Source organism: Pedobacter psychroterrae, from assembly GCF_004331695.1.
GTDB lineage: Bacteria > Bacteroidota > Bacteroidia > Sphingobacteriales > Sphingobacteriaceae > Pedobacter > Pedobacter psychroterrae.
Map to the genome: position 1 here is coordinate 1,329,747 of NZ_SJSL01000001.1, position 20,131 is coordinate 1,349,877.

The following is a 20,131-nucleotide window of genomic DNA, read 5'->3' on the forward strand; positions in this document are numbered from 1 at the left end:
AAGCGCTTTGCTAAAAAGCCTGTGCAAATTCTTTGGCGAAATCTTCCAACTTTATCTTGCCCAATGTTGCCGGTCTGTTATCGAAATAATGGCCAAACAGTTTGCGGCTCCGTGTCGCATCGCCCATTTCTACATAGCTTTTTGCCATTACTTCCGGTAGTCCTGCCTGAATCATTCCCTGCAGCGTATCTTCATCGTTAAATTCTACCCAAGGCAATTCAGGTTTGCCAATAGCAGCACCAAGAACGCTGGCCACCTCAACAGCAGTGCTTTCGTCACTGACTACATAACGGATGCTATGACCTGTAAAGCCATGTTGTAATTCTTCTGCCGCTGCAGCCGCAATATCATTCGGGTGCACGAGTACCAGCGGAGTTTCCGCATCGTAGTTTGAACCTAAAATGCCTGCGTGTTTGATCATGCCGATGCTGCCATAGAAGTTCACATAGAAATATGCGGGGCGTAAATGTTTGATGGCTACGGCTTCTAATTTCGCATAAGTCTGCTCTACATCGTATAAACCTGCAATAGGACCCGTTCCGCCATCCAGATGTGCGCCGATGCTGCTTAAATTTAGCACTTGTTTCACCCCGGAAGCTTGAATGGCCTGTGCATATTTTTCGCCCACAGAAGCGATGAATTTCCTGATGTCTGCCGCGCCAAAGTTTGGCGGCACCATGGTATATACCGCATCTTTACCGCTAAACGCCCCGGTCAGGAAATCGACATCTTCTACGGAACCTACTGCTGCTTTTGCTCCGAAAGCTTCAATGGCCGCAACCTTATCTTCATTGCTGGTAATCACAGTTACCTCATGGCCGGCAGCTACCAATGTTTCTGCAAGTGGTTTACTTATGTTCCCTAGAGAACCTGTTAGTGTAATTTTCATGTTTTTAGGATTTATTTTTTAATTGTCGACAACAAAGGTATATTTGTACTTACTTTTATACAAGTACTTACCCCAAAGTATGTATCATGACAGCCATTAAAGAGAGTTCTACCCGCAATTTTAACAAGCAGATATCGGCCATTTCCTGTCCGGTTACCTATGTGATGAACAAGATAGGCGGGCATTGGAAGCCCATTATTTTGTACCATCTCAGCACAGGGCAGAAGCGCTACAGCGAATTGAGGCGGGCTATACCGGAGATCACAGAGAAAATGCTGATCCAGCATCTGAAACAATTGCAGGAAGATAATTTGGTGCTGCGGACGGCAGAGCCTGTTGTGCCGCCTTTCGTCACTTATTCCCTTACCCCTGCAGGGGCAAGGCTACAGCCAGTGCTGGATGCAATGGCGCTATGGGGCCTGGATGATATGGCCAAAGGCAATAATTAGCTGCAAGTATCGCACAAGCCCGTGGCCGTGAGAGAAAGCTGAGCTACCTGAAAGCCCGCTGGCAGATTGACCGCTGGTATTTTCACATCCAGACAGAAGATCTTATGACAGTTGTCGCAGTTGAAATGTAGGTGTTCATCATGATGGTGTGCCGCAGAGCAGGAAGCATTGCAGCTGGCATAGTTCATCGTTCCCTGCCGGTCAAGTATGCTGTGCAAAATGCCGCTTTCTTCAAATGAACTCAAGATCCTGTAAAGCGTTACCCTGTCCATCTCACCTTTCAGGCGTTTTTCCAGTTCCGGCTGTGAAAGCGCATTGTTGCTTTTAAAAAACTCTTCCAGCACCACATTGCGCTGCCTGGTGTTTTTTAATCCATGCTTCTTTAAGACTTGCTCAGTAGAGTTTTCCATTAGATAATAATTCCTAGCTCAAATTTAATCAATAAAGACCTTCTTTGCAACAATATTGCAAATATCCTTGCGTATAAGAGTTTTTATATGCAACTTTGATGCGTTATAATGAACAAAGAATTACACATATGGCCGCGCCTATACCGAATGGTATCACTGTTACAGGTGATCCTGGTGCTGTCCATTTCTGCCATTCCACTATTTCATGTTCACCATGAGGAAGTTCACTTAAACAAAACTGATGCTAGCGCATTCAGCCAGGCTATTGAAAAATGCCAGATCTGTGACTTCCTTGCCCGAAACCAGCAAAAGGAATTTCTAAAGCCAAGCCAGCAGCGGATGCACCTGGTTTTATCCTTTCCCCTTGCCAAGCAAGTTCCGGGAACTATTACTTTCTACACATTTACGCTGCCGGGCTTTACCAATAAAGGCCCTCCTTCCATTTTCGCTTTTTCTTAGCAGCTATTCAGCTGTATAACTAATCCATTTATTATTTCGGACGAGGTGGTTTCATACTGCCTTCCGGACGAATGTATCATTGACAGCGTCTTTAATGAAGATCTTTTATATCCTTTTTTTAAGTTTATTACTTTCTGCTACCCTGTATGCCCAGTCTGAGTCGGTCAAGCGGATTAAAACTGACACTTCCAGAAGCACATTGGAAGGTCTTCCTGCGCGGCAACTGAAAGAGGTAATTGTGCATGACAATACCAAGTCCCTCAGAAAGCAGGAAGAATCCCTCAACCTGGAAGTGGTAAACAGCGGGTTTATCCAGCGTCACCTTGGTGGCAGCCTCATGAAAACGCTGGAGCGGCTGCCAGGTATTAAAACCATAGGTATAGGGTCTGGACAATCCAAGCCACTGATCCGTGGCCTGGGGTTCAATCGTATAGTAGTTGTAGAAAAAGGCCTGAAGCATGAGGGGCAGCAATGGGGAGCTGATCATGGTCTGGAGCTTGACCAATTTGCCGCAGGCGATGTGGAGCTGATTAAAGGTGCTGCCTCTTTCATTTATGGCGCTGATGCCATTGCAGGCGTCATCAATGTGAAGCCCCTGATGGTACCGGCCGAGCACTCAATGCAGGGTTCTGTAAACTTGATCGGTAAGTCCAATAACCATTTGTACGGCACTTCTGCTAATCTCTTTGGCCGTCAAAAACACTGGTTTTTTGATACAAGGTTCACGTATCAGAATTATGGCGATTACCGCGTTCCTGCCGATCGGGTGTATGTGTATGACTATGCGGTGAACCTGCACAAACAGCAGCTGCGCAACACTGCCGGCAGGGAAGAAGCGCTTCATTTAAATACAGGGTATATTGGAAAGCAGTTTCGTTCCATTGTCTACCTGAGCAATGTTTACAGTACAAGCGGTTTTTTTGCTAATGCCCATGGGCTGGAGCCGCGACGGGTAGACGAAGAATTTCATGATGCTTCCAGTCGCGATATACAACCGCCTTATCAGCAAGTAAGTCATTTTAAGCTGATCAGCAGTAATACCTCTCAATGGAATCACCATAAGTTTGACCTGGAAGCAGGTTTTCAGCGCAATTTCAGGCAGGAGTATAGTCAATATGTCAATCATGGATATATGCCCTCCAGACTGCCCGATAGCCTAAACATGGCATCTGATCTGGAGCGGCAGTTTGATAAGAAAGTATATAGTCTGAATTTGCGCGATGAAATCACACTGGGCAATCATACGCTCAGCGTGGGTGTAAATGCAGACTATCAGGACAATTCCATTAGCGGCTGGACCTTTCTAGTGCCTGCCTTTAAGCAATCTGCTGTCGGCCTGTTTACCTATGATAAGTACCGTGTCTCCGACAGGCTATTGCTGCACGGGGCCTTAAGATATGACCATGCCCGGATCAGTATGTACAAATATACCGACTGGTTTGTGTCTGGTTCCGCTGAAAGCGGAACAGGCAACGGAGAGAAACTGACGCGCGCAGCAGATTTGCAGCGTACCTTCAATAGCCTGGTCTGGTCTGCCGGCCTCAATTATAACCTTGAACAATTGGCCATAAAAGCCAATATCGGCAAGAGTTTCCGGATGCCGATAGCTAAAGAATTGGGTGCCAATGGGGTAAACTATCACTACTTCAGCTATGAGCGCGGCAATGCAGATTTATCACCGGAACAGTCCTACCAGGCAGACCTGAGCCTGAGCTGGACAAGCCCGCGCTGGTCCCTGCAATTGAGCCCCTTTTACAATTACTTTTCCAATTATATCTATCTGAACCCTACGCCGGAGCATGATTATTATTACGGGGCCGGCAATCAGGTATTTCAATATGCGCAGAGCGAAGTGATGCGGTACGGAGCAGAACTGACCGTCAAATACAAGATCTCGAATGCTTTCAGTACCGAGTTTCTGGGGGAATACCTGTATGCAAGGCAGCTTTCGGGAGATAAAAAAGGTTATACACTGCCCTTCTCTCCACCCGCTTCCGGACTGATCAACCTGACCTGGTCGCCAAAGACCGGCACTACGCTGGCAGACAGCTATCTGTCGGTGGACTACCGGCTCGTTGCCGCTCAGTCAAACATCGTTCCGCCTGAGAAGAAGACAGACGGATACGGACTGGTAAACGTGCAGGCGGGCACCAGGCTACAGCTTGGGCAGCAGGTGCTGATGCTGAGTCTGCAAGCACAAAACCTGTTTGACACAAGATACCTCAATCATACCAGTTTTTACAGGCTGATTGAACTGCCGGAACAGGGCAGGAACATCGTATTGTCCTTACAAGTCCCATTTAAAATTAAATAAATCCCAATACGACACCTTTTATATTAAGCAACTTAAACACATGAAAACAATTACCTACAAACAATCTAACACGCACACAAAAATCAAAAGCAACATGAAAAACAACAAAATCTTTATCGCATTATTCCTGCTCGTTTCCGTATTTGCCGCCTGTAAAAAGGACAAGGTAGAACTTGCCGGCCCGACCATCACCGGGTTGGAAGTGGGACCTGAAAACAACAAAACTGCCTACCCAGGTACAGATATCCACATTGAGGCAGCCATCGTTGCCGCAGCAAACATTGCGAAGGTAACATTGGAAATCCATCCCGCGACCGATGGAGGATGGGAGCATGAGCAGGAATATACTGAAGGATTTGCAGGACAGAAGAATGCAGAATTCCATAAGCACATTGATATTCCGGCAGATGCCGCATTGGGAATGTATCACATCCACCTGAGCGTGACAGATCAGCAGGGAAACGTTACAGAAGTGGAATCGCAGCTGGAAATAAAAAACAAATAAATCCTTAACAATACGATACATCTATGAAGAAGTTAACCCTGATTGGTCTGTTGCCGATCTTGCTGTCAGCCCTTAGCAGTTGCAAAAAGGAAAAGGCTGAACCGATAGACACCAGCTATCCCGAGATCAATGTAAGCATCCAGGATGCATTTCCCAAACAGTGCAGTGTGCTGAAGCGTGGGCAGAGCTTTACCTTCCGGGCCTTGCTCACAGATAATGCTGAGCTCGGGTCGCTGAGTGTTGATATACACCATAACTTTGACCACCATTCGCATAGTACGGAAGTCAGCGATTGTACTATGAGCCCGGTAAAGCACGCAGTTAAGCCATTTTTACTGATCAGAAGTTTTCCAATTGCTGCAGGACTGCAATCTTTCCAGACCAATGCGGAGATTAGTGTTCCAGCAGATATAGATCCTGGGGATTATCATTTTCTGATCCGGTTGACTGACAAGCAAGGATGGCAGACCATCAAAGGACTGAGCATTAAAATTGAATAATCAAATCTATACAAGAGGCTTTCTGAAAAAGAGAGCCTCTCTTAATGATGCCGTGTTTGCTCTGCGGTATCTTCTTCCAGGGTCTTGCCTGAGGCTACGCACAGATTATTTAGGGGGTTGACAGCCTTGTGGCCGAACCAAGCCCCTGCATACTCCCTGTTTACCCTTACCCAATAGAGAACGCAGAGCGAACACATACAGCTTTTGTGCGAAAATTTTAATCAAGTATGATTGTAATTTCGATTCCCTTTACTGTGATCTGTTGATTTTTCATTGGATTTTATATTTCAAATTGGATTCAAGCTAACGAGGTACCTTTCTATCTGTATCCGGTTGTTTTTATTGCACAAAAAAATGCATATTGTTTTAATTATTCGAGTTGATCAGGTTCACAATCACTTTTACCATGATGTCTTTTTCTTCAGCTTTGCTTTCGGCGATCATCAAAGTGAGTGCAACAAGGGCATTGTCTGCAATACGTTTAGAGCCATCAATGGCGTAAAGTATTCCGTTTTTGTCCATGAACCACACAAAGAGGTAAGCAGCGATACGTTTATTGCCGTCTGAAAATGAGTGGTTTTTTACAACAAAATATAGCAGGTTTGCGGCTTTTTCTTCTACACTGGGGTAAAGATCATCGCCGCCAAAAAGTTTGATAAATAGCTCCAATAGATCCTTGAAATGAATCGTCTTTTTCATTTCCAAAAAGCATACTGCCGCCGAATTTGTCTTTCAGGTCGTGTATTGCATGTTTGGCGTCGATGTAATTGAGAATGAATAATTCGTTGGGAGTCGTTCCCTCTATGGTTAATTGCTGATGATCATACTTGTCGAGGATGTCCAGGGCATAAGTGTAGTCTGTAACTACTTTTAATAAGCCTGTAGCCTCGTCAGAGGTTAGTTCCTTGTTTTCGATGACGTTACTTAAGAGGGCAACTGTGTTTTTCAAGTCTGCCAGTTGTTCTGCCTGATCTTTTAAACGCTTTTCGTTAATGGAGTAACCTTTGATGAGATACTCTTTGAGGACTTTGTTGGCCCAGATGCGGAATTGGGTGCCTCGTTTGGAGTTCACACGGTAGCCTAGTGAAATAATTGCATCAAGATTGTAATGATTTGATTCTCTAGTTATCTCTCTGATTCCTTCCTTTTGAACTGTTCGGAATTTCCGAACAGTTGATGTTTCCTCTAATTCACCTGTTGAGTAGATGTGTTTCAAATGCTCGCTGATGTTCGCTTTGCTTGACTTAAAGAGACTTACAATCTGCGCTTGAGTAAGCCAAATGGTTTCGTTTTCTAGTTTTACATCAATTGCTGTTTGTCCGTCCGTGGTTTGGTAAATGATAATTTGATCAGTTTGCATTTTGCCGGTTTTTATGAATAATTAGTTGCGGCAAACTTATGTAGATTTAGTTAATAAAAACACGTTTCCAAAACTAATTTATTGAACGCAAATATTTGAAAATCAATGAAATATAATGATTTTTAGTTCAGAACATTGTTACGTTTTTCAAATGTGCTATGTGACACATATTTGCTTTTAACGGCGGACGATTCAAAAAGTTATGTGCATATGATATTGACATCCTTGGTCAGGAGGAATGATTTTAAATATCTCGACGAGAGGGATTTCAAACTCTTTTAAACTTTAGGACAGAAAAAGTTAACATTAAAAATACAAACGAAATTTAAGACAGCCCTAGTAGTTTTAACTAATCGATAGGAAATGGCAAATTTTGCCTATCACAATATTCTTTTAAATTTGTACAGGGAAGTCTTGCGGGGTTTCTCATTCATTTACCGAGACGAACCGTTACTCAGTAGCATTCCCGATTTTAGTTAAAATCGGCAAACTACAGAAGAGGGTGATAATCTGAAAAGTTTTTTGTACAATTATGCGACCTATATAAACCGCATTTTTAACAATGATTTCTGAGGAAATTACTTAAAACTATACATGAAAAAGATAACGCTGTCGACCAAGTTTGGTTATGTCTTATTACTGTTCTTTACGATGCCCTTTATTGTCCTGGCGCAAAACCAAGCCGGCAAGGACGGGGGATTTGAATTGAAGGATGGTGATCGTGTCGTTTTTCTGGGCAATTCATTGTTTGAGAGCGATAAAAATGGTTACCTGGAATTTGCGCTAACTACGCGTTGGCCAGATAAAAGAGTGACTTTCCGCAACCTTGGTTGGGAAGGTGATAATGTATTTGGACAAGCACGTAGCCATTTTACCAATCCTCCAACAGCATACGAAACCTTAATGCTGCAAATCATCGCTGCCAAGCCTACGGTAATATTTATAGCTTATGGTGGCGTAGAGTCGCAAGATGGCGAAGCTGGGCGGGATAAGTTTAAGGAAGGTCTAAATAAGTTGCTGGATAAAACCGATGAACTTGGCGCTAAAGCGATCTTGCTATCTCCTATTCCGGTATTTTCTGGGATACCGGCTGATGTTTTGGAATCCAGAAATAAAGACTTACAGCTTTATACCAACGCTATTGCAGATGTTGCTAAGGCTCGGGAAAAGCAGTTTATTAACATATACAATCCTATGGCCAATTTTCAAAAGCAAACAAAGATCTCCGAGGATGGCGTTCATTTAAATGAAGCCGGATACTACCTTTTGGCTACCGCACTGGAGCAGGGATTAGGCCTGGCTTCGCTAGCTCAGGCAGTAAATATCCAGGTCGTGAAATCAGGCCTTGAGGTTGTAGCACCTGCGAAAATGTTCCCTGGAGAAGCTCAACAAAGGAAATTTACGATAGAAGAGTCTTATTTACCATTGCCCCTACCAGCTGCTGAATTGCCTGAAATAGCGCAGAAGCGAACCATAAAAATTACTGGCTTGAAGAAAGGTTTTTATACTTTAACAGCAGATAGTGCACCCATAATTACTGCTTCAGCAAAAAGTTGGGAGGCCGGCGTAGAAATTAGGCAGCGTGGTGTTTTTGATCAAGCAGGGCAGGTCCGTGATTTGATTAAGAAAAAGAATGACTTGTTTTTTCAGCAATACCGTCCTTGGAATGAAATTTATATCACTGGTTTCAGAGCTTATGAGCAAGGTAGACATAAGGAGGGTTTGGCTGACTTAGGATGTATTATGGTTTGGCTGGAAAATCAAATTTATTTAACCAGTGCACCAAAGTCAATCGTATATCAAATCGTAACAGTAAAGTAAGATGAAAATTGAACGTACACTCAAGGTGTTTTTGGGGATGATAATGATTTCAGTGGCTGTTTTAGCGACTGCTTATGTTTACAAATTTGATAGAGAAAAACCTGATCCGGACCCTAAGAAAGAGCAGGAATCTTTTAAATTGGCTGATGGTTTTGAAGTCACCTTGTTTGCCTCAGAACCGATGGTGGCCAAACCTATTCAAATGAATTGGGATGAAGATGGACGCCTATGGGTGGTGAGTAGTACAGCTTATCCGCATTTAAAAACAGGAGAACAGGCAAATGATAAGATCTTTGTTTTAGAAGATACCGACGGTGATGGTAAGGCTGATAAGTCTACCATTTTTGCAGAAGGTTTAATGACGCCTACGGGTATTTTACCTGGTGATGGTGGTGTTTACGTGGCCAATTCAACAGAAATCCTGTATTTGAGGGACACTGATGGCGATGGGAAGGCAGACCTAAGACGTCAGGTGCTAACTGGCTTTGGAACAGGTGATACCCATCACTTGATTCATACTTTCCGTTGGGGACCAGAAGGAAGACTCTATTTTAACCAGTCTATTTACATTAATAGTCATGTCGAAACTCCTTTGGGTACAAAGAGGCTTGAAGGTGGAGGTGTTTGGAAATTGAACCCACAGACTTTGGATTTAGATGTTTATGCCAGGGGCTTGGTTAATCCCTGGGGATTGCGGTTTGATAAATGGGGGCAGTCTTTCCTGACAGATGGCGCAGGTGAAGAGGGTATTAATTATTCTTTCCCGGGCGCAACTTTTATTAGTGCCCCCGGTGCCGATAGAACCATACGTGGGTTGAATCCAGGGCAGCCTAAACACAGTGGACTGGATGTAATCTCTGGTCGTCATTTGCCTGAGTCCTGGCAAGGAAGCGTTATTACGAATGATTTTAGAGCCAATCGCATCAATCGTTTTAAGCTGGAAGAACAAGGGAGCGGTTATTCATCAAAGCAGGTTGAGGATTTGATGTGGACAGATAATGTAGCATTTCGCCCGGTAGATATTACCCTAGGGCCAGATGGTGCAATTTATGTAGCGGATTGGTATAATCCTATTATTCAGCATGGGGAGGTCGATTTTTATGATCCTCGTCGTGATCAGCAACATGGCCGTATCTGGCGCATTGTAGCTAAAAACAGGCCTCTGGTTAAAGTTCCTAAATTGAGTAAGGCCAACATCACGGAGCTCTTAGATGCTTTGAAATTGCCTGAGGATTGGACACGTTCACAGGCTAAGCAGGTGTTGAAAAATCGCAGTGCTAAGGAAGTTATTCCAGCTTTGGAAAAATGGGTGGATCGTCTGGATAAAAAAGATGCAGACTATGAGCATCAACAATTAGAAGCACTTTGGGTATATCAGTCCTTAGATGTGGTTAACCAAAAATTATTGAATAGTTTGCTGAATGCGGATGCGCATAATGCCAGAGCCGCTGCCATAAGAGCGCTTCAGCTTTGGTTTAACAAGGTTCCTGATGCGCAAGGCATATTGTCAAAAGCAATAGTAGATAAACATCCTCAAGTACGATTAGAAGCCGTGATTGCCCTGCGTAAATTAAATACGCCCGAAGCAGAACGTATTGCATTGAAGGCTTTAGAGCAGCCTATGGACGAATTTCTTGATTTTGCCTTATGGCAAACTACGAGGGAATTGGAACCGGTATGGTTAAAAAAAGTTAAAGCTGATCCATCCTTTTTAGGTGATGCAAAGAAAACTGTATATGCATTAAAATCGGTAAGTGATGCGGATGCGGTAACGCAAATGGTTCAACTTTATCAACAAAGTAAGGTGCCAGATGAATATGAGAAAGATGTTTTGAGCTCGATTGCCAAATATAGCAAGGCTGCAGACTTGGATATTCTTTTCAATCTAGCTGTTCAGGGAAACGGTAAACGTGATAAAAGTGTAGCGGCACAGTTGGGAACATTAGAAGATGCTATTCGTCAGCGGAATTTAAAGCCCGATCAAAATTTAAATCGTATTACATCATTTTTAGAGAATGAAGATGAAGCTGAAAGGACAAGTGCAATTCGTTTAGTAGGCTTGTGGAAGCTGGAAAGCTTAAGCTCCAGGTTAGCTATCCTTGCAAAAAAGGGGAATAAAAATATTAAGAAGGCTGCGCTTAGCTCTCTGGTGACAATAGGTTCAGCCCAATCGAAAAAATCATTGCAGGAACTAACTACTGTACAAAATCCTACGGATTTAAGAATATTGGCTATGGCACAATTGGTGAGTGTTGATGCCACTCAGGCCAGTAATATGGCCGTTACTTTATTAAAAACGCTACCTGTCCAAACCGATGTTGAAGAATTGTTTCAGGCACTATTGGCCAATAAAGAAAGTGTGAATGCCTTTTCTGCTGCAATTAGCGCCAAAAAAATCCCTGCAAGCTTTGCAAAAGTAGTGCGCGGGGCTATGCAACGTCAGTTGGTAGCAAATAGAAACAATGACCAAGATGTGAAAAATCTGAAAAAGGTATTGGAGGCTTCAGGCGGAGTTTTACCCCCAGAGCGAACTCCACAGCAGCCTAATGATGAGCAAATTGCTAAATTGGCCAATGAAGTTAAAGGCTTGGGGAATCCTGATCTAGGAGAAGCCATATACAGAAAAACGACATTAAGTTGCCAGACCTGTCACGCTATTGGTGGTGCAGGCGGCCGTATCGGACCAGATTTGAGCAGTTTAGGAACAAGCTCTCCTGTTGAAACTATTATCCGTTCGATATTGTATCCTAACAAATCCATTAAAGAAGGTTTTGAACTGAAGAAAGTTGTTAAAAATGATGGAACTGAAGTTTTGGGATATCAGATTAGTGATGGTGCAGCAGATGTAGTTGTACGAGATATGAGTGGTAAGGAAGTAGCCATAGCCAAAGCGCAAATCAAAGTGATTGAAAAAGTGCCAGGTTCGTTAATGCCGCCAGGATTGACGACCAATTTAAGTAAAGAAGAGTTTACTAATTTAGTAGCTTTCTTATCTAAAATTGGTGAAACAGGAAAATTCCGGGTTCCAAATGAGCGTTATGTACGTAGATGGAGAGCCGTAACAGCAAATAAAGAGTTAGGTGCTAAAATTAGTGTAAAAGGTTTGGACTTCATCACCAAAGCTGATACTAAAGCGCCAGTGGTGCCTTTTTATAGTAAAGTTTCAGGTGAATTGTTAGTTGCTGACTTGCCTGTTATTGATGTAAATAGTAAGCGATATAGTTTTGTAAAGTTTGATTTGGAGGTATTGAATAAAGGAAATGTGAAATTGGCATTTAACACTACTTCGGGCGTAATGGCATGGGCTGGTCAAACTGTTTTGAAGTTTACAGAGAATGGAATAGTTACCGGTCTTGCTCAAGGCATTCAGCAAATAACCTTAGCTATTGATCGTTCTGCTATAAAGGATGGGGTGTTAGCTATTCAATTACAAGATGCGGCGAATGATGCTGCTCAAACCAGATTGGTGATGGGACAATAAAGAGAAAATGAAGGAAACTACGGCCTGAACTAGAAACATATGAATCATAATATACACCACAATTACTTCCTCGGACGAAGAGGATTAAAAAGCGATACAACGCTTGACTTTCAAGCGTTGTATCGCCAAGTGGTCTCGACGATACAGAACTCGAACTATTTTATAGAAGACCTACTTAATGCGGCTGGTTGGAGGATGATCCATTTCACCCACTTCCTCCTGGTTTAACGGGGCTTTAGTCACCAAAATTTTCAAGGCCAGCAAGTATTTTGCTGGCTTTTTCATTTCTTACTTGAGCCGATATGAGCCAATAAGAACCGATAATGGGCCGATGAATTATAACAGATTATAATATGATCCAGGACCTACGCCTTGCCTGGGAATTTCAGCGAAAAGATGCAGCTGTTCCGCAATTAAACTGACGTCACTTTTCGGTTCAAACTGGCCAGTCAATTTCGCCTGAATGTGGCGTTTTTGAGTCTTAAAGGGATATTCTTACTACTTATTGACTAGTAATCCTGTTTCTGTCTAGGTGCATTTCAGCCGTTCTGGCTTCAGTTTTCAGCCTTAGATGAATACTCATACTGCTAATGATTTTTTGAGCTTTAAAACGGCTTATTTTGAGTGGCTGAAAAAGCTTGTCACTGTTGAGTCTTCAAATGGAGTTTTAATGGGATTGGATAGCGGAAAATTGTAGTAACGAGGATTGATTACCTTTGAACTATTAAATCCAACCAGGTTTAGTTTCTCTGGTCAAGCCTTAAGCGGCCAGTTTGGCCCGAAACGAAGCGGCCATCTTTATTGAAATATACATACTGTGGGATATTCGCCCTTCAGCCCATAGAGTATCTGGTGGGAAACTGCATCCGCATAGGCTGTTCGCCTTTTCCTGGCGCCAGATTGGGCAAAACCTATCGCCACAAACGTTTTTGTCGTGTTGATAAATTTGACTGCTACCGACATTCTCTTTCTTGCCTCGACCTGCTTGTCCGAAGCCTTCTTTTTTTTCTTTTTGGATTTCATCTTAATGTAAGATTTCCCAAATCGGATGTAACCGCCACCAAGGATTCCGCCTTTTAAAATTGCCATATGTTCTTTTTTTTTGTTTCTGAGTTCTTGTTAATTACTACTGTTAATTTTACTATTTATGCTTCAAAAATGTTTGGCAGATGCCTTCTACCGTTGCTGTACCGTTCCTGCACCGTTGCTGTACCGTTCCTGCACCGTTACCAATAAGGTAGCAGTCGGTAAGCTTATCTGCTTGTTTCTGTTTCTTGCCATCTGGATTTCAGTCACGACCAGTCACGACCAGTCGCAACCAGTCGCGAAAAGAACTGGGCAAATGCTTTGATTTTTATTTATAGGTATTTACATTCGGTCAATCTGGATGAGGCATCTTAATGTTTCATCATGCAATAACCCCGAATGGAAAACCCCTCATTATACGAACAGCTGAGCAGGCTTCGTACTGCAACACCAGAATTGGTCAGGAAACTGACGGGTCTGTTTGTGCCAGTAACATTCCGGCGGGGAACTTTGCTTTCAGTGCCTGATCATACTTTACCTGTACTTTACTTTATCGAAAAAGGTGTGGTCAGGGGTTACTATTTCTATCATCAAGAGGAGTATCCCTGCTGGATCAGGAGAGGCGGATTTCTCTTGCCTGGTATTGGCTACTTTTTATTGGGGCAGCCAGACGTAATACAGAATGAAATGGAGCTTGAATGTGAACTGGTTACTAACGGCCTTTATTGCGGTGATCCGTCAGGTTACAATGATCCAAGGGCAGAAAAGCTCAGACCCAATGCTAAAGACTGGCGGTTGCTCTTACAGATAGACAGTAATGAGGAGACCGAAATGATGTGGGGAGACGTTGGCAGGCTCTATTTTTGGATCAAAGAAGAAGATTTAGCGGCAAAACGCTTTGAGAATTCATGGTGTATTCTACAGTGTTACTAAATACTTATCAGGAGATAGTTCAATACTTACTAGCTGAAAAAGATAATTGCTGTAATCGTGATTATAAAGGAAGGCATGGACGCCTTCAATATGAGTTTGTTTCCTTCCAGTTGCAATAAGTGGAGACGAAGTTTAAAAAACGGGGGATGACCACTCCGTGTCCATCCCCCGTATCTAAATTAACGCTCTCGGATATATATACGGAGTGTTTTAGGGTTTAGTATCTTTTATAATTGATTTTTATTTTAAGTTGTAGAAATAGAACATTTCTTTGACAATCCGGTAGATAGCTTTGGTTTTATGATTTACTTGATAATTAGTTTTCTGATTGCAGCGAGGTGTGCAAACAATACGAGTGGAACGATAAATGAAGGAAGCCAACTGAATGGGAAATAGAGAATGGCTATGTTCGGTTGGTCGAAAGCAAATTGTTGAAATGGTGATGGGGCGGATAACACCGCTGAAACTACAATATTTGCTAGCAGTGCAAGAGAAATGATGTTCCAAAGTAACAGGGAAGTTTTTCCCATTTTATTTTGCGCAATCCCGAAAAACCCCACTAATGGTGCAGTAAGTCCTGCAAGGATATCCAGGTTACGCCCTTCAAATGTCATCAGTTCAGGAACGGCGCCATTGATGAACAGGGCATAAAGACACAATTCTACAGGGATTCTGATTAAGTGAACGTAAGTTAGCATTTGCATGGATAATCTATCAATGAAGAGCTTGCCTTTTCGTGTAATGAAGAGTAGCAAAATTACAAGGATGGTCGGAAGAACCCCGAAAAGAATAATTCGGGGTGGTATGGCTTCCGGTGAATTGTTGTAAACATCCAGGTAGCTAAGAAGAGCCTGGAGCGCTAGCCAAACTGCAATGATAACGGTGGTTAGCTGCATATTTTTTTTGCCTACCGGTTTTGACATCGTGTAGATCAGCAGGACTATGCACCCAAAGGCGAGTAAGGTTGTGAAAATGAATGTAAGGGGCAGATACAGCGGTAGGTGTGGGAGCATCGGATCTAATAGGGAATTCCGGTTAAAGAGATGATGGTGTTATCGCTTTGTATATCGTGGCCATCTATCCGGTTCTTTTTCATGTCAAGGAATGCATCTATTTCTTGGCCGTTTTTTATTAGGGGATAGTTTAAAGAGGACAGGTGCTCTGATGTGGTTATTATAAGGTTATAGATGGTTTGTTCGCTGTTGTTGTCGACGCTGACAGCGATTCCTTTTCCCTGATCTGGTTTGCAGGCGTTGAGGGTTAGGGTGATGGCTAGAACTGTTAAGAGGTATTTCATTGAATCTGCTGATTATTGGTTTTGACCACAAGCTTTTGGACATAGAAGGTTGAAACTTGTTGTCATGTGATCGCGTTTTAAAAGCAAATGTATAAAATTTAGCACTGAGGTTCCTTAAGTGCCACGACTACCAATACTCTTCATGTTTTAGTTAATTGTGTATGAAAATTCATTCATAATACTTAATTATGCTATTAATGAATGAATTTTCATACATTATTGTATTAAATAAATTTTTCATACATTTGAATGATATTTCATACATAAACTAATAAAAAACACTAATTATGAATGATATTTCATACATGAACGCCAATAGCGACATTTCAATATTGAAACAGATTGGTGAGTTTATCAAAGAAAAAAGAGTTGAACAAAACATTAACCAGGATTCACTGGCCCGCGGTGCAGTCATCAGCCGATCTACATTGAGTCTGATAGAACGGGGTGAAAGTATCTCTTTGCTCAATTTAATCAAAATTTTACGGATGCTTGATGCACTATACGTATTGGACAGATTTAAAATAGAACCGCAAATCAGTCCTATGCTGCTGGCAAAAGAGGAACATAAAAAACGTAAACGGGCATTCAGGGCGAAAGAAAACCCAGAGGAAGAAGAATTAGGATGGTAAGAACTGCATATATTAAGTTATGGGGGGAACTGGTAGGTGCAGTTGCTTGGGATGAAAAGCAACAAATAGCGTCTTTCGAATACGACACGAAGTTCCTGCAATCTCAATTGGCAATTGCCCCGATTAAAATGCCATTAGTGAAAAGGATCTTTTCTTTCCCGGATCTCAGGGGCAATCCGACTTTCAAAGGTTTACCAGGGCTATTGGCCGATGTACTCCCCGACAAATATGGAACTGACCTGATCAATATTTGGTTAGCACAGAACGGAAGACCTGAAGGATCATTGAACCCGGTAGAATTACTGTGTTTCATTGGAGCAAGAGGTATGGGCGCCTTAGAATTCGAGCCATCAATCGCACCAACAACAAAACTGCATACACTGGAAATCTCCAGTTTAATAGAAACTACACAAAGACTGCTGAACAACAAGGAAGCTTTTCAAATACATACGGATGATGAAATGCGGGATGTGTTGCTGGAAGTATTGAAAATGGGAACTTCTGCTGGCGGGGCCCGACCAAAAGCAATCATCGCCTACAATGAAAAAACCGGAGCAATAAGATCAGGGCAAACATTGGCAAAAGGCTTTGAACACTGGTTACTGAAGTTTGACGGCGTAAATGACACACAATTTGGCGCAAGTCATGGCTATGGAAGAGTAGAGATGGCGTATTACGGAATGGCAACCTCCGCCGGACTGAATATGATGGAGTCGAGGCTTATTGAAGAAGAAGGTCGTGCCCACTTTATGACAAAGCGCTTCGACAGAATCGGCGGCAACAAAAAATTGCACACACAGACTTTATGCGCTATAGCCCACTACGACTTTAATCAGATACTGAGCTATAGTTATGAGCAATTGTTTCAGACGATGCGTCAGTTAAAACTAACATATGCAGAAGCCGAACAGATGTTCCGTAGAATGGTATTTAATGTACTGGCAAAAAACTGTGACGATCATACTAAAAACTTTGCTTTCCTGATGCACCCCGACGGCAAATGGACTTTGGCCCCGGCATATGACATTTGTTACGCTTACCGGCCAGATAGTGATTGGGTAAGCCAGCACAACCTGAGCATAAATGGGAAGCGGGCAAATATAACTAAGGAAGATCTCCTGGAAATTGCTAAACAAAACTCAATCAGTAAACCCGAACAGATAATCGATGAAGTTCAAGCCTCAATCAACAACTGGCCTAAGTATGCAGCTCAATACAAAGTAGAGGAAAAACTGGCAGCAGCAATTGACAAGACATTGATTAAAAGTTTATAGGATATTCCACAGATATGAAAGCCCCCGAAGGGGCTTTTGAATTCTATTCGCCATCATCTTCTGAGGTCAGGATTTTCAGATGGTTTAGTGCAGCGTAAGATGTTAAGAATAGATTAAATTTAAGTAACATTTTGGATCTGGCACAATAAATTCAAAACCGGGTTTGTATATTAGGAGAGTCAAAGAAACATAAAAAGCTCCGACATCCATCTGAGCTTTCCATTTATCAACTAAACCTAAACGTATAAATACTAACCAAATATTTACGCTGCAAAGCTAAAGCTGGTTTGTTAATCCTCTGTTATTTGAGGGTTATCAAATGAGCTGAATTTAAAGCGAGAGTACTATAGCCTGACCATTGGAATAGCCTAAGGGAGCTGCGAAGGATCCGAACAAGTATGAAAAGCTACAGTCTCAGAAAGATGCGGAGCCACAAGATCTATATAAGATTCTGAGATCTCAAAATCCTGACTGCTAAGACCGGAAAATTGTTGCAAGGCAAAGGCGAGTTTTTCTGTAGGCTCCATTACTTTTTTTACATAAACAGAAACACGACTGTTGATCACCCAATTTAAAGATTTGCTTTTAAATATGAAAATTTGCTAGCAAAAAAGGATGGCAGACTAAAGGGCTAATCAAAATTTTATGACACAAATTGCTAATTATTTTGGTAAAAATAATGATATTGCAGCATGTCATACTGCAGCGCAATAGAAACCATGACCGGCGATAGAAAGGCCCTTCACAAAGCTTATCATGATCATCTTTACGGATTTCCAATCCATGACGACAATGAACTCTTTTGCAGGCTTGTCCTGGAGATCAATCAGGCCGGCTTAAGCTGGGAGACTATCTTAAAAAAAGAAGCTACTTTCAGGAAAGCTTATGATAATTTTGACCTCATCAAAGTAGCTGCTTATACGGAGGCCGACCGGGAAAGGCTGATGGCAGATCCGGGCATTATCCGCAATAAGCTTAAGATCAATGCGGCAATCGAAAATGCCAAAACTATACTGGAGCTGCAGAAACAACACGGATCATTTGAGAAATGGCTGGAACTGCACCATCCAAAAACGAAAGAGGAATGGGTAAAACTGTTTAAGAAAACCTTCCGCTTTACCGGTGGTGAGATCGTTAATGAATTTCTGATGAGTATCGGTTTTTTGCCGGGTGCGCATACCGCCGACTGCAAGATCTACCACGAGATTCTCAAAACCGATCCCTTATGGCAAAAGCTTGGCTAAGGACTCTGCAACTTGAACATCATTGGGCAATACACGCACTAAGATTCCTTCTTTATTGATCAGGAAATGGGTTGGGTACACGGATACTTTCAACTTATCTGCCATATAGTTTGTCTGATCAGGAACGGTTGCATAATCAAATTTTGTAGTGGTCAGGAACTTTTGCAGCTTCTTTTTCCCGTCCATCGCCAGACTGATAAACAAAATGTCATCCCTGTCCTTGTACTTTTCAACCAGTTCATTTAAAGCTGGCATTTCCTTCACACAGGCAACGCAGCCAATAAACCAGCACTTGAACAGCACAATTTTGCCTTTAGTATTTTCTGAGGTATACAATTTTCCATCCACATCCCTAAAATTAAACTTAGGGATCTTCTTCCCTTCGAGCTTCAGAAAAGCCAACTCCTGTGCCGAAAACTGTTCCATGTAAGCTGCAATGCTCTTATCTGCACTGACAGGTATTTTAGATAGTTTATATCTTAGCTCAGCTGGCTTTGAAGTTAACACCAATGGAAAATACCGCCCGGTGTTGAGCTGTTTTAAAAATTGCTCTTTAGTAATGACCTCTCCCTTTGGGTCTAAGGCCGTAAAATCTTCATACAGTTCGACTTGTCCGGAGTAATATGCCCAGAAACTCATAAAATCTTTAAGAATGGCTGACACAGGTATTACCGGAAGTCCTAATTTAGACGTATCGGGTACATTATTCAGCATGGCTGTAACGGGTGCTATTTGATCTTGCTTAGTGCTGACAGTATCCGTTTGCTTCTGCGCTGCTACGTTCGATTTCTGAGGCTGTGAGCAGGCACAGATTATGCCTGATAATGCCAAGATGGTGAGATGGGTTAATTTCATACTATTTGATTAGTACAGCAATATACGAATTTAGAGTTTCATCGCCTAATTGTCTGCTGTTCACTTGTGTCGTAATACACCCTTTACAATGTCATGTTTGACCCTGCACAAGTTCAGTTATATTGGTTAAGTTTGTTTTACTGCCATTTATATTTAATGATTAAATACTAAAATTATGGAAAAGAAAACTGCCAGCACGAGAATGCAGGGCATATTGGACTTGTTTGATATGCAAACTACCTTTTTTGCAAAAGCCATTGAAGGTATATCTGAAGCCGACATGCACAATCGCCTGAACACGCAGGCTAATCACATGGCCTGGCTTACAGGCTCGCTGGTTCAGCAGCGACTGTCGATGACTAAGGAAACCAGTCCTGGTCTGACACAGGCGGGTGAGGAACTTTTTGCAAACAATAAAGGCATCCAGGAGGACGTAAAATACCCGGAGAACAGCGAATATCTTCAGGACTGGGAGAAGATCAGTCCGGCAGCCAGGCAGGCCATAGTAGACATTGATGATGAAAAACTGGATAGCGAAATAGACATGGGCTTCATGAAGATGAGTTATTATGACCTGATCACTTTTACGATTTACCGTGAGGCGAGTATCATTGGGCAATTGGCCTTATGGCGGCGCTTGCTGGGATATCCTGCACTGAAATACGATTAAAAATATTATATT

21 protein-coding genes are annotated in these 20,131 nt (G+C 42.4%); 12 read left to right on the forward strand and 9 right to left on the reverse strand.

Translation table 11 applies throughout. The features are described 5' to 3' along the window. Positions 1-10 precede the first annotated feature (10 nt). Positions 11-889 (reverse strand): NAD(P)H-binding protein, encoded by an 879-nt coding sequence (locus EZ437_RS05825; RefSeq protein WP_131594156.1) that lies wholly within the window; start codon positions 887-889, stop codon positions 11-13. Positions 890-975: 86 nt separating this feature from the next. On the opposite strand from EZ437_RS05825, the gene EZ437_RS05830 reads away from it, so the two are divergent. Beyond that, on the forward strand, positions 976-1,338 hold the full coding sequence (locus EZ437_RS05830) for a winged helix-turn-helix transcriptional regulator (RefSeq protein WP_131594157.1): 363 nt from the start codon (positions 976-978) through the stop codon (positions 1,336-1,338). Here EZ437_RS05830 and EZ437_RS05835 read toward each other — a convergent pair. Continuing rightward, positions 1,335-1,748, reverse strand: a complete 414-nt coding sequence (locus EZ437_RS05835) for a Fur family transcriptional regulator (RefSeq protein WP_131594158.1) — start codon at positions 1,746-1,748, stop codon at positions 1,335-1,337. The genes EZ437_RS05830 and EZ437_RS05835 overlap by 4 nt on opposite strands. A gap of 147 nt (positions 1,749-1,895) precedes the next feature. Between EZ437_RS05835 and EZ437_RS05840 the strand changes: the two genes are divergently transcribed. The 4 genes from EZ437_RS05840 (at position 1,896) to EZ437_RS05855 (ending at position 5,526) form a co-directional block, all read left to right on the forward strand. After that, positions 1,896-2,207: a hypothetical protein gene (locus tag EZ437_RS05840; RefSeq protein ID WP_165500349.1), complete on the forward strand. Its 312-nt coding sequence runs from the start codon at positions 1,896-1,898 to the stop codon at positions 2,205-2,207. Positions 2,208-2,301: 94 nt separating this feature from the next. Then, the gene (locus tag EZ437_RS05845) at positions 2,302-4,521 is read left to right on the forward strand and encodes a TonB-dependent receptor (RefSeq protein WP_131594162.1); all 2,220 of its coding nucleotides are present in this window, start codon (positions 2,302-2,304) and stop codon (positions 4,519-4,521) included. Positions 4,522-4,615: 94 nt separating this feature from the next. Continuing rightward, positions 4,616-5,026 (forward strand): DUF4625 domain-containing protein, encoded by a 411-nt coding sequence (locus tag EZ437_RS05850; protein ID WP_165500350.1) that lies wholly within the window; start codon positions 4,616-4,618, stop codon positions 5,024-5,026. A gap of 23 nt (positions 5,027-5,049) precedes the next feature. Then, positions 5,050-5,526, forward strand: coding sequence for a DUF4625 domain-containing protein (locus tag EZ437_RS05855; protein WP_131594165.1), 477 nt, complete (start codon positions 5,050-5,052; stop codon positions 5,524-5,526). Positions 5,527-5,892: 366 nt separating this feature from the next. Here the strand turns inward: EZ437_RS05855 and EZ437_RS21705 are convergent, their stop codons facing one another. Together EZ437_RS21705 and EZ437_RS05860 are read right to left on the reverse strand one after the other, a co-directional pair. Next, positions 5,893-6,225: a type II toxin-antitoxin system death-on-curing family toxin gene (locus tag EZ437_RS21705; RefSeq protein ID WP_205942647.1), complete on the reverse strand. Its 333-nt coding sequence runs from the start codon at positions 6,223-6,225 to the stop codon at positions 5,893-5,895. Continuing rightward, complete coding sequence (locus EZ437_RS05860) at positions 6,161-6,886, reverse strand: virulence RhuM family protein (protein ID WP_205942648.1); 726 nt, start codon at positions 6,884-6,886, stop codon at positions 6,161-6,163. The genes EZ437_RS21705 and EZ437_RS05860 overlap by 65 nt, the downstream gene beginning before the upstream one ends. Before the next feature lie 594 nt (positions 6,887-7,480). On the opposite strand from EZ437_RS05860, the gene EZ437_RS05865 reads away from it, so the two are divergent. Beyond that, on the forward strand, positions 7,481-8,707 hold the full coding sequence (locus EZ437_RS05865; RefSeq protein WP_205942649.1) for a GDSL-type esterase/lipase family protein: 1,227 nt from the start codon (positions 7,481-7,483) through the stop codon (positions 8,705-8,707). Position 8,708: 1 nt separating this feature from the next. Continuing rightward, positions 8,709-12,188, forward strand: a complete 3,480-nt coding sequence (locus tag EZ437_RS05870) for a PVC-type heme-binding CxxCH protein (RefSeq protein WP_205942650.1) — start codon at positions 8,709-8,711, stop codon at positions 12,186-12,188. Between the two features lie 798 nt (positions 12,189-12,986). On the opposite strand, the gene EZ437_RS05875 is transcribed toward EZ437_RS05870, so the two are convergent. Continuing rightward, entirely contained in the window at positions 12,987-13,277 is a 291-nt protein-coding gene (locus tag EZ437_RS05875; protein ID WP_131594167.1) for a DUF6266 family protein, read from the reverse strand. Positions 13,278-13,613: 336 nt separating this feature from the next. Here EZ437_RS05875 and EZ437_RS05880 point away from each other — a divergent pair, with 336 nt between their 5' ends. After that, positions 13,614-14,147: a DUF1963 domain-containing protein gene (locus EZ437_RS05880; protein WP_131594169.1), complete on the forward strand. Its 534-nt coding sequence runs from the start codon at positions 13,614-13,616 to the stop codon at positions 14,145-14,147. A gap of 305 nt (positions 14,148-14,452) precedes the next feature. On the opposite strand, the gene EZ437_RS05885 is transcribed toward EZ437_RS05880, so the two are convergent. Both EZ437_RS05885 and EZ437_RS05890 read right to left on the reverse strand, forming a co-directional pair. After that, positions 14,453-15,070: a hypothetical protein gene (locus EZ437_RS05885; protein WP_225869506.1), complete on the reverse strand. Its 618-nt coding sequence runs from the start codon at positions 15,068-15,070 to the stop codon at positions 14,453-14,455. Between the two features lie 95 nt (positions 15,071-15,165). Further along, entirely contained in the window at positions 15,166-15,444 is a 279-nt protein-coding gene (locus tag EZ437_RS05890) for a putative periplasmic lipoprotein (RefSeq protein WP_131594173.1), read from the reverse strand. Between the two features lie 287 nt (positions 15,445-15,731). Here EZ437_RS05890 and EZ437_RS05895 point away from each other — a divergent pair, with 287 nt between their 5' ends. After that, positions 15,732-16,076 carry a helix-turn-helix domain-containing protein gene (locus EZ437_RS05895; RefSeq protein ID WP_131594175.1) on the forward strand — a complete coding sequence of 115 codons (345 nt, stop codon included), beginning with the start codon at positions 15,732-15,734 and terminating at the stop codon, positions 16,074-16,076. Further along, entirely contained in the window at positions 16,070-17,350 is a 1,281-nt protein-coding gene (locus EZ437_RS05900) for a type II toxin-antitoxin system HipA family toxin (RefSeq protein ID WP_131594177.1), read from the forward strand. Before EZ437_RS05895 ends, EZ437_RS05900 begins: the two co-directional genes overlap by 7 nt. Positions 17,351-17,718: 368 nt before the next feature. Here EZ437_RS05900 and EZ437_RS21525 read toward each other — a convergent pair whose 3' ends face one another. Beyond that, on the reverse strand, positions 17,719-17,877 hold the full coding sequence (locus tag EZ437_RS21525; RefSeq protein ID WP_165500351.1) for a hypothetical protein: 159 nt from the start codon (positions 17,875-17,877) through the stop codon (positions 17,719-17,721). Between the two features lie 165 nt (positions 17,878-18,042). Here EZ437_RS21525 and EZ437_RS05905 point away from each other — a divergent pair, with 165 nt between their 5' ends. Further along, positions 18,043-18,594, forward strand: coding sequence for a DNA-3-methyladenine glycosylase I (locus EZ437_RS05905; protein ID WP_131594179.1), 552 nt, complete (start codon positions 18,043-18,045; stop codon positions 18,592-18,594). Here the strand turns inward: EZ437_RS05905 and EZ437_RS05910 are convergent. Continuing rightward, the gene (locus EZ437_RS05910) at positions 18,574-19,449 is read right to left on the reverse strand and encodes a redoxin domain-containing protein (protein WP_131594181.1); all 876 of its coding nucleotides are present in this window, start codon (positions 19,447-19,449) and stop codon (positions 18,574-18,576) included. The two genes, EZ437_RS05905 and EZ437_RS05910, sit on opposite strands and share 21 nt — an antisense overlap. Positions 19,450-19,624: 175 nt before the next feature. On the opposite strand from EZ437_RS05910, the gene EZ437_RS05915 reads away from it, so the two are divergent. After that, complete coding sequence (locus tag EZ437_RS05915) at positions 19,625-20,119, forward strand: DinB family protein (RefSeq protein WP_131594183.1); 495 nt, start codon at positions 19,625-19,627, stop codon at positions 20,117-20,119. The last annotated feature ends 12 nt before the right edge of the window (positions 20,120-20,131 follow it).

Excerpts from the sequence above, each read along its gene's own strand:
- EZ437_RS05825 (WP_131594156.1), bottom strand. The coding sequence starts at position 889 with ATGAAAATTACACTAACAGGTTCTCTAGGGAACATAAGTAAACCACTT.
- EZ437_RS05830 (WP_131594157.1), top strand. The coding sequence starts at position 976 with ATGACAGCCATTAAAGAGAGTTCTACCCGCAATTTTAACAAGCAGATA.
- EZ437_RS05835 (WP_131594158.1), bottom strand. The coding sequence starts at position 1,748 with ATGGAAAACTCTACTGAGCAAGTCTTAAAGAAGCATGGATTAAAAAAC.
- EZ437_RS05840 (WP_165500349.1), top strand. The coding sequence starts at position 1,896 with ATGGTATCACTGTTACAGGTGATCCTGGTGCTGTCCATTTCTGCCATT.
- EZ437_RS05845 (WP_131594162.1), top strand. The coding sequence starts at position 2,302 with ATGAAGATCTTTTATATCCTTTTTTTAAGTTTATTACTTTCTGCTACC.
- EZ437_RS05850 (WP_165500350.1), top strand. The coding sequence starts at position 4,616 with ATGAAAAACAACAAAATCTTTATCGCATTATTCCTGCTCGTTTCCGTA.
- EZ437_RS05855 (WP_131594165.1), top strand. The coding sequence starts at position 5,050 with ATGAAGAAGTTAACCCTGATTGGTCTGTTGCCGATCTTGCTGTCAGCC.
- EZ437_RS21705 (WP_205942647.1), bottom strand. The coding sequence starts at position 6,225 with ATGAAAAAGACGATTCATTTCAAGGATCTATTGGAGCTATTTATCAAA.
- EZ437_RS05860 (WP_205942648.1), bottom strand. The coding sequence starts at position 6,886 with ATGCAAACTGATCAAATTATCATTTACCAAACCACGGACGGACAAACA.
- EZ437_RS05865 (WP_205942649.1), top strand. The coding sequence starts at position 7,481 with ATGAAAAAGATAACGCTGTCGACCAAGTTTGGTTATGTCTTATTACTG.
- EZ437_RS05870 (WP_205942650.1), top strand. The coding sequence starts at position 8,709 with ATGAAAATTGAACGTACACTCAAGGTGTTTTTGGGGATGATAATGATT.
- EZ437_RS05875 (WP_131594167.1), bottom strand. The coding sequence starts at position 13,277 with ATGGCAATTTTAAAAGGCGGAATCCTTGGTGGCGGTTACATCCGATTT.
- EZ437_RS05880 (WP_131594169.1), top strand. The coding sequence starts at position 13,614 with ATGGAAAACCCCTCATTATACGAACAGCTGAGCAGGCTTCGTACTGCA.
- EZ437_RS05885 (WP_225869506.1), bottom strand. The coding sequence starts at position 15,070 with ATGTCAAAACCGGTAGGCAAAAAAAATATGCAGCTAACCACCGTTATC.
- EZ437_RS05890 (WP_131594173.1), bottom strand. The coding sequence starts at position 15,444 with ATGAAATACCTCTTAACAGTTCTAGCCATCACCCTAACCCTCAACGCC.
- EZ437_RS05895 (WP_131594175.1), top strand. The coding sequence starts at position 15,732 with ATGAATGATATTTCATACATGAACGCCAATAGCGACATTTCAATATTG.
- EZ437_RS05900 (WP_131594177.1), top strand. The coding sequence starts at position 16,070 with ATGGTAAGAACTGCATATATTAAGTTATGGGGGGAACTGGTAGGTGCA.
- EZ437_RS21525 (WP_165500351.1), bottom strand. The coding sequence starts at position 17,877 with ATGGAGCCTACAGAAAAACTCGCCTTTGCCTTGCAACAATTTTCCGGT.
- EZ437_RS05905 (WP_131594179.1), top strand. The coding sequence starts at position 18,043 with ATGTCATACTGCAGCGCAATAGAAACCATGACCGGCGATAGAAAGGCC.
- EZ437_RS05910 (WP_131594181.1), bottom strand. The coding sequence starts at position 19,449 with ATGAAATTAACCCATCTCACCATCTTGGCATTATCAGGCATAATCTGT.
- EZ437_RS05915 (WP_131594183.1), top strand. The coding sequence starts at position 19,625 with ATGGAAAAGAAAACTGCCAGCACGAGAATGCAGGGCATATTGGACTTG.